Raw genomic sequence first — 12,334 nt, 5'->3', positions numbered from 1 at the left:
GGGTTTGCGGAATGACCGTTATATCCGGACTTGTGCGTATCTCGGTGGTCGGGGGCCGCACGCAGGCCGACCTGGCGGTCCCGGCGAACGTACCGCTCGCGGCGCTGCTCCCGGACGTGCTCGCCGTCCTGCGCATCGACTCCGCTGAACCATCGCGTGAGGCGGCCCAGGAGGGGCCGCGTTGGACGCTGGCTCGCATCGGCGGACAGACTCTCGCTTCCGATGCGACGCTCGCCGAATCGCAGATCCGCGACGGTGACCTGCTGATGCTGACCGACGACGCACCCGCGACACCCGGGCCCATCGTGGATGACGTGGTGGCCGGGATGGCTGCCCTGAGCGGTGAGACACGTGAGCCATGGACCGCCGCCGCAGCCCGTACCACCGCCTATACGATCGGCCTGCTCGCTGCCGGGATCTCCGCGCTGGCTGCAGTCACCGCAGTGGTTCGCGGCGACACCTCGTCCGTGCTCTGGTTCACCACGGGCGCGACGTCGGTGCTGGTCCTCGTCGCATTCGCCGGGCACCGGATCGGGTTGGACCCGCGCACATCGGCCGTCGCATCGACAGCGGCGACGGCGTTCGCAGCGGCGGCCGGTTTCGCCGCCGGTTCGGGGACGGCGTCGCAGGTTGCGCTGACCGGCATCGCAACGACCGCCGTTGCGGCGGTCGGACACCGTGCCACCGGGCGTGCGACGGCCGTGCACACTTCGATCGCCACGGTGGGCGGACTCACCGCCGTCATCGGCGCCTGCGTCGCACTCTGGGACCTATCGCTCCCGGCTCTCGGCGCGGGCGCAGCCGCACTCGGCGTGTGCACGCTCCTCGCGGCCGGGCGCCTGTCGATCGCAGCCGCCGGGTTGCCGCTGCCACCGGTACCGGTGGCAGCGCCGACCGTCACCGACCCGGCCGCCGAACGCTCGGTGGTCGAGGGCGTCGACGCGTTGGGGCCGATCGCCCCGGATCCGTTGGGGGCCATCGCCGATCTCGCCCTGGGCGATCTGACTGCTCTCGCCCGCCGGTCCGCGTCGGCTGCGTCGCACCTGACCGGCATCGTGTCCGGTGCTACCGCGTTCACGGTGACCGCGACGGTCATCACCGCGGCGACTGCCGAGCTGGCGTGGACTCCTCTCGTCTACTGTCTGGCGGTGGCATCGGCACTGCTCACGCGCGGTCGAGTGCACGCCGACCGAATGCAGTCGACGAGTCTGATCGTCGGCTCGGCGATGTGCGTCGCCGGTGGGGTCGCGGCCGCCGCATGGACGGCGCACTCGTCGTCGGCGGCCATCGCGGCGATGATCGGGGCCGCAGAAGTCGGCTGCGTGGCCCTGATCGCCGGCACTCTCGTTCCCGCGCAGACCTATTCGCCGTTGCAGGTGCGAGCGGCCGAGATCGCGCAGTACGCCGTTCTGGTCTGCCTGTTTCCGCTCCTCCTCTGGGTTCTGGACGCGTATCGCCTGGTCCGTGAGCTCTGACCGAGTGCTCCGTCAGCCCCTGCGCGTTGCGTTGACCGCGGCCCTGATCGCGTTCATCAGCCCGGTGATGCTCGCATCGTCGGCGGCCGCGACTCCGGTCGGCGCGCAATTGGTTCCGGTGATCGAACCCGGACCGCTCCCGGCTGCGGGCCCGATCCGCCCCTCGTCGCCGACCCGGAGGCATGCACGGTGCGCCCGGACTCTCCCGGCGGCCGGCGACTCGACCGCTCCCCCGCCCGGACATGCGCTCCTCGACGTGGCGACGGCGCATCGCTTCAGCCGGGGCGCGGGGGTGAAGGTCGCGGTCATCGACACCGGTGTCGCACCGCATCGGCGGCTCCCCGACCTGATCCCGGGCGGGGACTACGTCTCGAACGGTGACGGACTCAGCGACTGCGACGCCCACGGCACGTTGGTCGCCGGCATCATCGCGGCCAGACCGTCGGCCGGCGACGCCTTCGTGGGAGTGGCGCCGGAGGCCACGATCATCTCGATCCGGCAGTCCAGCGGCGCGTACCGCGCCACCTCGGCACGCGGTTCCGCTGCCACGGTCGGCGTCGGCTACGGTCCGCTCACCACCCTCGCCAAGGCCATCGTGCGCGCGGTCGACCTCGGTGCGGGCGTCATCAACATCTCCGAGACGGCTTGCTTGCCACGCGGCGAGAACCCCGGCGACTCCGAGGTCGGGCGGGCACTGCGGCATGCCCGCGACCAGGATGTCGTCACCGTCGTCGCAGCGGGCAATCTGGCTGATGCGACGTCGTGCCGCACCCAGAATCCGGTGGCCGCCGCCTCACCGGCGACGGGCTGGTCGAAGGTCGCCACCATCGCCACTCCTGCGCGCTTCGCACCGCTCGTGCTGTCGGTCGGCGCCACCACCGCAATCGACGGGTCACCCGCCGAGTTCACGCTGCGCGGACCGTGGGTATCGGTCGCCGCACCGGGTACCGGCACCGTCAGCATCGCGCCCGGACCCCATGGGCCTCGGTTGGTGAACGCCCTCTCCGGCGCGGACGGAGCGGTTCCGCTCGCCGGGACGAGTTACGCCGCCGCGTACGTGGCGGGTACTGCCGCTCTCGTTCGCTCGCGCTTCCCGGAAGCGTCCGCCGACGACGTACTCGAGCGAATCCTGCGCACCGCCCACAGTGGCGGGAACGACACCGCAGTCGGTCACGGAATCATCGATCCCGTCGCGGCGTTGACCGCCGAGCTACCCGGTGCGGCGACGATGCCCGATCCCGCCGCCGGGCACGCCATCGCCGCTCCTTCACCGGACACCGTCGCCGATTCGGGCCTGTCACGGATTCTGCTCGGTGCCGTGCTGGCCTGCGGCGTGGTGCTGGCCGGGCGGCGCGCTCGCACCGCCCAGCTCTGATTCCGCCTAGCTCTGGTCCTGTCGAGCTCGGTCCTGTCTAGCTCTGGCTCTGCGGTGCAGCGCGGGCGGGCCGCAGCTCACGCGGCAGCGCGAAGGTCAGTGTCTCCTCGGCGGTGGTCACGGTCTCGACGTCCTCGAAGCCGTGCTCGGCCACCAGGTCGATGACACCGCGGACCAGGATCTCGGGCACCGAAGCGCCCGAGGTGACGCCGATGGTGGTGACGCCGTCGAGCCACGAGAGGTCGATGTCGCGGGCGTAGTCCACCAGGTACGACGACGCCGCCCCGTTCTGCAGTGCCACCTCGACCAGGCGCTGCGAGTTCGACGAGTTCTGCGACCCCACCACGATCACCAGATCGCATTTGGGCGCCATCGCCTTCACCGCCACCTGACGGTTCTGCGTCGCGTAGCAGATGTCGTCCGACGGCGGATCGTTCAGTTCGGGGAACTTCTCCCGCAACCGCTTGACCGTCTGCATGGTCTCGTCCACCGACAGCGTGGTCTGCGAGAGCCAGACGACACGTTCGGGGTCGCGCACCTCGACGTTGTCGACCGCATCGGGGCCGTCGACCAACTGGATGTGCTGGGGAGCCTCGCCCGCGGTGCCCTCGACCTCCTCGTGGCCTTCGTGTCCGACGAGGACGATGTCGTAGTCGTCGCGGGCGAACCGCTTGGCCTCCTGGTGCACCTTGGTCACCAGCGGGCAGGTGGCATCGATGGTCTGGAGCTTCCGTTCGGCGGCGCTGCGGTGCACCTCGGGTGAGACACCGTGCGCCGAGAAGACGACGATCGCCTCCTCGGGCACCTCATCGGTCTCGTTGACGAAGATCGCCCCCCGGTCGCTGAGGGTGTCGACCACATGACGATTGTGAACAATCTCCTTGCGCACGTAGACGGGAGCACCGTGCTTGTCGAGGGCTCGTTCCACGGCCTCGACGGCACGATCGACTCCCGCGCAGTACCCGCGCGGGGAGGCAAGGAGGACTCGCTTCGATTCAGCCATAACAACAAGGGTACGGCTGTGAGAAGGTGTTTACATGAATCGTCCTCCGTACCCTGCACGCGTAGCAGCGGGATTGCTGGTCACCACGGTCGAAGAGGCCCGGAGACTTCCGACACGCGTCATCACCTTCCCTATGTCCGCGGTCAGCAGCGGCCTCCAGGCAGGCATGCGACTGCAGCAGAACATCGCCGAACTCGCCATCAAGGGCGACGATGCGCTCTCGATGTTCTTCGATGCACCGGAAGAGCAGCCCGCATGGGCCACGTTCGACGAGGACGAGGTGCCTGACGCCCCCGCTCCGGTGCCGAACGTGTCGGCCAAGGCTCCCGCTACCAAAGCCACGGCGACCAAAACCCCGACGACCAAGGCGCCGGCGGCGAAGACCCCGGCAGCTAAGGCTCCGGTGGCTAAGCCCACAGACAAGCCGGCCACCGACTCCACACCTGCAGCGCAGGGTCGTCTCGCCCTCTACAGCTCGGTCCCGGCCGATGTCGCCGCAGGCACGAGCAGCAACGGCGCGGCCAAACCCGCATCGTCGGGCTCGGTCGCCGAGATCGTCGAGGAGCTCGAGTACGACACGCTGACTCTGGCACAGCTTCGCGCCAAGGTCCGCGGACTCGGCGCCGACGACCTGCAGGCCCTCGCCGACCACGAGCGCGCGAACCGCAACCGGGCGCCGTTCGTGACGATGATCGACAACCGCATCGCCAGCCAGCAGAAGAAGTCTGACGCCGGGAAGTGACCTCACCGGGCGGGCAGACGCCGGCCAATTCGGCGGAGGCGCCGTGGCCGGTGCGCACGATCAGCTTCAAGATCGGCGAATGGATCCACAAGCTCGGCCAGGTGTGGGTGGAAGGGCAGCTCACTCAGATCAACCAGCGTCCCGGCACGCGCACCGCGTTCCTCACGCTGCGTGATCCGGCGGCCGACATGTCGTTGTCACTGACGTGCGATCCCAACCTGCTGCGCCGCAGCCCGGTGCCGTTGACCGAGGGCGCACGCGTCGTCGTCTACGGCCGCCCCAATTTCTACGCAGGGCGCGGCACCATCTCGCTGCGGATCACCGACATCCGGCCGGTCGGCATCGGCGAGTTACTCGCCCGCATCGAGCGGGTGAAGGCGCTCCTCGCCGCCGAGGGGCTCTTCGATGCGCGCCGCAAGCGACCGCTCCCGTTCCTTCCGCACACGATCGGTCTGATCAGCGGGCGGGCGAGCGCCGCCCAGCGCGACATCATCGCGGTCGCGGAGCAACGGTGGGAGGCCGTGCAGTTCGACGTCCGCGATGCGCCTGTTCAAGGCCCCACCGCCGTACCGGCGATTCTCACGCATCTCACCGAACTCGACGCCGATCCGCGCGTGCAGGTGATCGTGATCGCCCGCGGCGGCGGCAGCGTCGAGGACCTCCTGCCCTTCTCCGATGAGACGCTCGTGCGCGCCGTCGCCGAGTGCCGCACTCCGGTGGTCAGCGCGATCGGCCACGAGCCGGACAATCCACTGATCGACCTGGCCGCCGACATCCGCGCGGCCACCCCGACCGACGCCGCCAAGCGCGTCGTTCCGGATGTCACGGCCGAACTCGCCTCGATCGCGACGTTGCGGCAGCGCAGCGCGCACGCCCTGCGGAACTGGGTGCACCGCGAGCAGCGGGTCCTCGACGGCCTCCGCGCCCGGCCGGCGCTCGCCCGCCCCCTGACGATCGTCGACTCCCGGCAGGACCGGGTCGACGGCGCCCTCGTCGACATCCGCCGCAGCGTCCGCCACCTGCTCACCGTCGAGGAGCACCGGCACGCCCAGCTCGCCTCGCGCCTCGCCACTCTGGGACCGGCCCAGACCCTCGCCCGCGGTTACGCCGTCGTGCAGCGCACCGACACCGACGCCCCGCACGCCGTGCGGACGATTGCCGATCTGCCCGACGGTGCGCAGGTCCGCATCCGGGTGGCCGACGGATCGACCCGCGCGAGGGTGCACGCGAACGAATCCACCGACGAAGGAGATGCATCGTGACGAGTCGTGACGACCTCGCCGACACCACTGACGACCGGACTCCCGTCGAGGAACTCGGATACGAAGACGCTCGCGACGAGCTCAGCGAGGTGGTCGCGGCCCTCGAACACGGTGGCCTCGGCCTGGACGAGTCACTCGCACTGTGGGAACGCGGAGAGGCGCTCGCCCAACGCTGCACCGCTCACCTCGAAGGCGCACGCGAGCGCATCGAGGCCGCGCTCAACTCGGACGACGACTCCGAGGACGAGTAGCTGCCGGGCGGTCTAGGGAACCGGTACCGGCCGGTCCGCCGCGATCGGCGCAGCCTTGGCGACGGCCGCCGCCAACTGCTGCATCGACTCATCGTGACCACTGCTCTCGACCCCGATGCGCACGTCGCCCCGGTTGGCGATCCACGCCTTACGGTGCTCGGTGTTCTCGTAGGTCACCCACGTCCAGCCTGCGATGTCGCGGGTACCGGTGCCCGACGCCTCGTCGCCGATCAGCTTCCGCAGGAGCGCCTCCTCCGAGGCGTCCGTCTGCGTCAACTGGATGTAGGCGCCGCCCTCGGTGATCCACCCGACGTTGCTGCTGGTCGACGAATCGATCTGCTGAGTCGACCCCGAGTTGGCCTGCCACTCACCCGGAACCGCCGGTTCGCGGATCGGGAACGGCATCACACCGGCATCGGCGCGCAGGCCCGCGGTCACGTCGAAATGCGGGATCTTCTGCTCGTTCGCCTTCTCGCCGAATCCCCAGCTGCAGCTTCCGGCGATGCCCGCGATGATCAGCACGAGTATCGCCAACGGAATGAGCGACCACATCAGGTCTTTGCCGTCGTTCAGGATCCGGGGTTTGTCGGCCATGGCCGCCATTATCCACGTGCCCGGCCCCGTCTCAGCACCCGGCAGCCGCACCCACCCCGCTCGCATGAAATAATGGCCGGGTCTGGATTTGTGCACACAGGAGCGGAGCCACATGTCGTCGAAGCAAGCCCCCGACCGTAACCTCGCGATGGAACTCGTCCGCGTCACCGAGGCCGCAGCGCTCGCTGCCGGGCGCTGGGTTGGCCGTGGCGACAAGAACGGTGGCGACGGCGCGGCCGTCGACGCCATGCGCGAACTCCTCTCGACCGTCTCGATGCGCGGCACCGTCGTCATCGGCGAGGGCGAGAAGGACGAGGCGCCGATGCTCTACAACGGCGAGGTGGTCGGTAACGGCGAGGGCCCCGAGGTGGACGTCGCCGTCGACCCGATCGACGGCACCACGCTGATGGCCGAGGGCCGTCCCAACTCCATCGCGGTGATCGCGGTGTCCGAGCGCGGCACCATGTACGACCCGTCCGCCGTCTTCTACATGGACAAGATCGCCGTCGGCCCGGCCGCCAAGGGTGCCATCGACATCGAGCAGTCCGTCGAATGGAACATCAACTCCGTCGCCGCGGCCAAGGGCATCGACGTCGCCGACATGACGGTCGTCGTGCTCGACCGTCCCCGCCACACCGACCTGATCGGCGAGATCCGCGAAGCCGGCGCCAAGATCCGCCTCATCTCCGACGGCGACGTCGCAGGCGCGATCGCCGCGGCCGGCGAGTACAGCACCGTCGACATGCTGATGGGTGTCGGCGGCACCCCCGAGGGCATCATCAGCGCCGTCGCGATGAAGTGCATGGGCGGCGAGATCCAGGGCAAGCTCGCACCGAAGGACGACGCCGAGCGACAGAAGGCCATCGACGCCGGACTCGACGTCGACCAGGTACTCACCAACGACGTCCTGGTGCGCGGCGAGAACGCCTTCTTCTGCGCCACCGGCGTCACCAACGGCGACATGCTGCGCGGCGTCACCTACCGTCCGAACGGCGCCACCACGCGCTCGCTCGTCATGCGCTCCAAGTCGGGCACCATCCGCACCATCGAGGGTGTGCACCAGACGTCCAAGCTGCGTGAGTACGCGCGCCTGGACCTCTGAGCTGACGTTCGAACACAGGTAAGTGGGCCCCGGTCGAGTGACCGGGGCCCACTGCTGTCAGGCGGTGAATCTATCGCGCGTGCGTGAGCTCGGCGATCCGCCCGTCGAGCATCCGGGCGACGTCGTCGGCGTCCTCCAGCGCCCGCATGTCGTGAGTGACGAACAGCGCGGCCACGTCGTGTTCGGCCACCAGCCGAACGAGCAGATCGATCATCGCGGCGGCGCGGTGCGAGTCCAGGGCTGAGGTCGGCTCATCGGCCAGCAGCAGCGCGGGATCGCCCATGAGCGCCCGCGCGATGTTCACGCGCTGCCGCATGCCGCCGGACAGCTGACCGGGACGACGGTCCACCGCGTCAGCCAGCCCAACCTCCGCGAGCAGATCGCGCGCACGCGCCTTGTGGCGGTTGGGTTTCCCGCCCGCCAGGTGGATCGGCAGGAGGACCTGTTCGAGCGCAGTCAGGTCGGGCAGCAGATTGTCGTGCTGGAACACGAAGCCGACCTGCTCGCGCCGCAGACGTGCCCGGTCCTCGGCGTCCAGGTTCTCCACCGTCTCGCCCGCCACCTCCACGTGGCCGGAATCGGGGGCGATGAGCGTGCCCGCCACGGACAGGACGCTGGACTTGCCGCATCCCGACGGGCCGGTGAGTCCGACGAGGCTGCCGCGCGGCACGGAGAGGCTGACGCCGTCGACGGCCATGACGCGGTCACGGTCACCGTCCGGGTAGGTGAGGGTCACGTTGTCGAGAATGAGAGACATTGGATTACTCCTTCAGGGAATGACGATTGATCAGCGGTTGAGTGGGATCAGCGGTTGAGTGCGGTGAGTGGATCGACCTTGACCAGCGGCCGCAGCGAGATCGCCGCGCCGGCCAGACCCAGGACCGCCATCCCTGCCAGCAGGGCGACCATCGACCCGGCGTCGAACGCGATGGGCACGGTGCCCGACGCGACCCAGGCGCCGATCGCGCCGACCGCCCCGCCGGCGATCAGACCTGCGAAGAGGACCACCGCAGCCTGGCCGAGTCCGTCGCGCATCAGGTAGTTGCGGCCTGCGCCCATGGCGCGGACCACGGCGAGCGAGCGCACCCGCTGACCGGTCCACACTGCGAAGAAGCCGCAGACCACGATCGCCGAGATCGCCAGCAGAAGACCCTGAATGAGCAGCAGCGACGAATGCTCGGACTTGTAGCCCGGCACCAGTGACACCGCATCGCCGTGCGCGGTCGCGGTCATACCGGCGGGCGCCGACGAATCGGCCGTCAGCACCGCGGACGCCGCATCGCGGCCGGTGGCCGACACCCAGGTGGAGTACGGCATCTGCACCACCGGCGTGTGCGCGTACTTGCCGGTGTCGCCGACCGCGTCCACCCGAAGCGTCTCGGTACCGATGACGACCTCCGATCCGGCAGACACCCCGAGCGACTCCGCGGTCTCGGAGTCGACGGTCACCTGGTCGACGTCACTGAACCCGAATGCGGCTGCTGCGGCCGCGCGGCCGTCGGCGGTGATCCGCGTGTTGGCCACGCCGAGGACCGTCGCGTCGCCGTCGCCGAGGCGGATCTGGTCGATGGCCGACGTGTCCACCCGGCTGTCGGTGAGGCTCGACGCCGCACCGTCGGCGCCGGACTGTGTGATCACGGTGTCGCCGGGCAGTGCGCGGACCGCCGACGTGGACTCCTCATCCAGTCCCGCGGTCAGCGCGGACAGCATGACGACCATCAGAGCCAGTAATGCGATCACACCGCTGATCAGTGCGAATCTTCCTTTAGCGTCGCGGATCTCGCGCCAGCCGATATACACTTCGAATCCTCCTGAGAGATGCACACCCAGCTGTTCGCCGGGACTACTCCAGGTTGTCTCGGAGACCCCTCCCCCGGCATCGCCCCGGACGCCGACTTTCGGGTGCACCTATCGACGACGCGATATCCATCGAAAGGTGTAGACGTCGCGTGCACCGCCGGATCGCGGTGATACTGGGAGACATGACCGACGACCGCAGCACCGACCGATACGCCGAATGGGCAGGTCACATCCTGTTCACGACGCTGATGATCGTGGGCGTCGCCAGCACCGTCGCCGACAGCGGCACCCACGTACTCACTCTCGCGTGTGCAGGTGCGGTGGCCGCCTGGTACGCCGTCGGCGCGGTCTCATCCGCCCGCGGCCGCCACGACCTGGTGGTCCCCTGGGTGCTCATCCTGACGGCCGGTTGGATCGGCCTGTCCGTCATCTCGTCCGACTTCGTCTGGATCGCATTCGTGCTGGCGATTCTCTGCTGGCACTTCCTCCCTCGTGGGATCGCCGCCGCCGTCGCGGTCGTGATCGCGGTGACCGCGGTGACCGCGGTCCGCGTCGACACCGGCGGCTTCACCGCCGGCGGCGTGATCGGACCGCTCATCGGCATCGCGACCGCGGTGGCCATGACCGAGGCGTTCAGCCGGATCGCCGCGATGGTGCACGAACGGGACCGCCTCGTCGACGAGCTGATCGCCACGCGCGAGCAGCTCGCAGCCCGTGAGCGCGATGCGGGCGTGCTCGCCGAACGCGAGCGCCTCGGTGGCGAAATCCACGACGGCACCGGGCAATCCCTCGCCAGCATCATCATGTTGCTGCGGGCCGCGACGGCGCCGACCACTTCTGCCGAGCAGCGAACAGCGCAGACCGCGACGGCACTCGACACGGCCCAGACCGCACTCGCCGAATCGCGGCGTTTCCTCCGCGGCCTCGACGGCCCCGAGTCACCCGCCGAGGGACTCTCCGGAGCGCTCGGCGAGCAGGTCGCGGCGCTGTCGCAGGACGGCGTCCACGCGGTCTTCGCCGAACACGGCGCCCCGGCGCCGCTCTCGGACCAGGTGCAGGTCGCCTTGCAGCGCACCGTGCAGGAGGCCCTCCTGAACGTGCGCCGCCACGCCGACGCGCGCTCCGCCGCCGTCACCCTAACCTACCTGCCCGGAGAGGTGCACCTCGACATCGTCGACGACGGAGTCGGCATGCACCCGGACCGACCTTCACCCGCTCCCGCGTCCGCCGAGGGAAGTGGTTTCGGGCTGCGGGCGATGCGCGCCCGGATCCGTACGTGCGGCGGCGATCTGACCGTCGAGTCGGCTCCCGACGACGGCACTACAATCCACGTCAGCGTCCCGATCGAAAGGCAACGATGATCCGCATCATGATCGTTGACGATCATCCCGTCGTCCGCGCTGGCCTGCGAGCCGTACTGGGCGCCGTCGATGACTTCACCGTCGTCGCCGAGGCCGGCGAAGCCGCCGAGTCCGTCCGGATCGCGTCGACCACCGGCCTCGACGTGGTGCTGATGGACCTGCGGCTGCACGGTGCCGATCCGTCGGCCGACGGCGTGTACGCGACCCAGTCGATCCGTGCGCTCGCCGATCCACCGCAGGTGCTGATCGTGACCACGTACCAATCCGACACCGACATCGTGCGCGCCGTCGAAGCGGGCGCCGTGGGCTATCTGCTCAAGGACGCTTCACCGGAGACGCTGGTCGGCGCCATCCGGTCCGCCGCCGCCGGGGAGACCGTCCTCGGTCCGGCCATCGCCGCCAAGCTGCTGACCCGCGTCACCTCGCGCGAGGCGGCTCTCACCGCCCGCGAACTCGACATCGTCGCGCAGCTCGCCGAAGGCGGATCCAACCGGGAGATCGCCCGCAGGCTGTTCATCTCGGAGGCGACGGTCAAGTCGCACCTCGTGCACATCTTCGACAAGCTCGGGGTCAACAGTCGCACGAAGGTTCTCGCGGCCGCCCGGGAACGCGGCCTCATCCGCTGAGTTCCGCACTAGCGCGCCGGGCCCACGACTCCCGCGTACGCTCGGCCTCATGGCCGAACCATTCCCGGAGAACTGGTCCACTGCCCTCTGCCTCGTCGCGCACCCGGACGATCCCGAATACGGGATGGCCGCCGCCGTCGCCCGGTGGACATCGCAGGGCAAGCGAGTCGTCTACGCCCTCGCCACAAGCGGTGAGGCAGGCATCGAGGGCATGGATCCGACCGAGGCCGGGCCGCTGCGCGAGAAGGAGCAGGTCGCTTCCGCGAAGGTGGTCGGCGTCGACGAGGTCGAGTTCTGGGGCTTCCCGGACAGCGAGATCTTCGATACGCCGGAGTTGCGAGCGAAGGTCGCCGAGACCATCGAACGGGTCGGACCCGATGTGGTGCTGAGCCTGTACGGCGGCCCCGAATGGGCACCGGGCTTTCCCAACCAGCGCGACCACATGCAGTTCGCGCAGGCCGTCGTCGCCGCGTACGACTCGCTCGACCGGCCACCGCGACAGTTGTACTGCAACGGACCCGACGCCACGCACGCGGTGGACGTGACCGGATTCGTCGAGGCTGCAGTCGAGTCGCTGTCCTGCCACCAGATGTACCTCGAGGTGCTCGACCCGCAGACGCCCGTCCCCGATCAGGCCCGCGCGACAGTCGAGCGGATGACCGGAGGCGTCGACGGCTTCGCCGCCGAACAGGCCACCGGGTTCACGCTCCTGCGCGAAGCACCGAGACGCTAGCACCGCCCCC

At 69.5% G+C, this 12,334-nt stretch carries 13 protein-coding genes; 9 read left to right on the top strand and 4 right to left on the bottom strand.

Annotated elements, in window-relative coordinates; all coding sequences use genetic code 11:
* The first annotated feature begins 11 nt into the window (after positions 1-11).
* Together eccD and mycP are read left to right on the top strand one after the other, a co-directional pair.
* A complete protein-coding gene (gene eccD / locus FO044_RS04015; protein ID WP_143965352.1) occupies positions 12-1,475 on the top strand; it encodes a type VII secretion integral membrane protein EccD in 1,464 nt (487 codons plus the stop codon).
* Complete coding sequence (mycP, locus tag FO044_RS04010) at positions 1,465-2,850, top strand: type VII secretion-associated serine protease mycosin (RefSeq protein WP_235831525.1); 1,386 nt, start codon at positions 1,465-1,467, stop codon at positions 2,848-2,850. Before eccD ends, mycP begins: the two co-directional genes overlap by 11 nt.
* A 37-nt stretch (positions 2,851-2,887) precedes the next feature.
* Here the strand turns inward: mycP and FO044_RS04005 are convergent, their stop codons facing one another.
* Positions 2,888-3,853 carry a 4-hydroxy-3-methylbut-2-enyl diphosphate reductase gene (locus FO044_RS04005; RefSeq protein ID WP_132993999.1) on the bottom strand — a complete coding sequence of 322 codons (966 nt, stop codon included), beginning with the start codon at positions 3,851-3,853 and terminating at the stop codon, positions 2,888-2,890.
* Positions 3,854-3,887: 34 nt separating this feature from the next.
* Between FO044_RS04005 and FO044_RS04000 the strand changes: the two genes are divergently transcribed.
* From FO044_RS04000 to FO044_RS03990, 3 genes are read left to right on the top strand one after another with little or no spacing between them, the layout of a single operon-like run.
* On the top strand, positions 3,888-4,595 hold the full coding sequence (locus FO044_RS04000) for a lipid droplet-associated protein (RefSeq protein WP_132994000.1): 708 nt from the start codon (positions 3,888-3,890) through the stop codon (positions 4,593-4,595).
* On the top strand, positions 4,592-5,857 hold the full coding sequence (xseA, locus tag FO044_RS03995; protein ID WP_132994001.1) for an exodeoxyribonuclease VII large subunit: 1,266 nt from the start codon (positions 4,592-4,594) through the stop codon (positions 5,855-5,857). The genes FO044_RS04000 and xseA overlap by 4 nt, the downstream gene beginning before the upstream one ends.
* Positions 5,854-6,108: an exodeoxyribonuclease VII small subunit gene (locus tag FO044_RS03990; RefSeq protein WP_186290581.1), complete on the top strand. Its 255-nt coding sequence runs from the start codon at positions 5,854-5,856 to the stop codon at positions 6,106-6,108. Before xseA ends, FO044_RS03990 begins: the two co-directional genes overlap by 4 nt.
* A gap of 12 nt (positions 6,109-6,120) precedes the next feature.
* Here FO044_RS03990 and FO044_RS03985 read toward each other — a convergent pair whose 3' ends face one another.
* Positions 6,121-6,702: a DUF4245 domain-containing protein gene (locus FO044_RS03985; protein ID WP_132994002.1), complete on the bottom strand. Its 582-nt coding sequence runs from the start codon at positions 6,700-6,702 to the stop codon at positions 6,121-6,123.
* Positions 6,703-6,814: 112 nt separating this feature from the next.
* On the opposite strand from FO044_RS03985, the gene glpX reads away from it, so the two are divergent.
* Positions 6,815-7,804, top strand: coding sequence for a class II fructose-bisphosphatase (gene glpX / locus FO044_RS03980; protein ID WP_132994003.1), 990 nt, complete (start codon positions 6,815-6,817; stop codon positions 7,802-7,804).
* A gap of 70 nt (positions 7,805-7,874) precedes the next feature.
* On the opposite strand, the gene FO044_RS03975 is transcribed toward glpX, so the two are convergent.
* Together FO044_RS03975 and FO044_RS03970 are read right to left on the bottom strand one after the other, a co-directional pair.
* Positions 7,875-8,561, bottom strand: a complete 687-nt coding sequence (locus FO044_RS03975; RefSeq protein ID WP_132994004.1) for an ABC transporter ATP-binding protein — start codon at positions 8,559-8,561, stop codon at positions 7,875-7,877.
* Between the two features lie 47 nt (positions 8,562-8,608).
* Positions 8,609-9,544, bottom strand: coding sequence for an FtsX-like permease family protein (locus FO044_RS03970; RefSeq protein ID WP_235831526.1), 936 nt, complete (start codon positions 9,542-9,544; stop codon positions 8,609-8,611).
* A gap of 242 nt (positions 9,545-9,786) precedes the next feature.
* Between FO044_RS03970 and FO044_RS03965 the strand changes: the two genes are divergently transcribed.
* From FO044_RS03965 to FO044_RS03955, 3 genes are read left to right on the top strand one after another with little or no spacing between them, the layout of a single operon-like run.
* On the top strand, positions 9,787-10,965 hold the full coding sequence (locus FO044_RS03965) for a sensor histidine kinase (protein WP_132994006.1): 1,179 nt from the start codon (positions 9,787-9,789) through the stop codon (positions 10,963-10,965).
* The gene (locus FO044_RS03960) at positions 10,962-11,591 is read left to right on the top strand and encodes a response regulator (protein WP_132994007.1); all 630 of its coding nucleotides are present in this window, start codon (positions 10,962-10,964) and stop codon (positions 11,589-11,591) included. Before FO044_RS03965 ends, FO044_RS03960 begins: the two co-directional genes overlap by 4 nt.
* A 49-nt stretch (positions 11,592-11,640) precedes the next feature.
* Positions 11,641-12,324: a PIG-L deacetylase family protein gene (locus tag FO044_RS03955; RefSeq protein WP_132994008.1), complete on the top strand. Its 684-nt coding sequence runs from the start codon at positions 11,641-11,643 to the stop codon at positions 12,322-12,324.
* The last annotated feature ends 10 nt before the right edge of the window (positions 12,325-12,334 follow it).

The sequence above is a fragment of the Gordonia zhaorongruii genome (assembly GCF_007559005.1).
GTDB classification, from domain to species: domain Bacteria; phylum Actinomycetota; class Actinomycetes; order Mycobacteriales; family Mycobacteriaceae; genus Gordonia; species Gordonia zhaorongruii.
The sequence above is the reverse complement of the archived record's forward strand: the minus strand, read 5'-3'. Positions and strand labels throughout refer to the sequence as shown.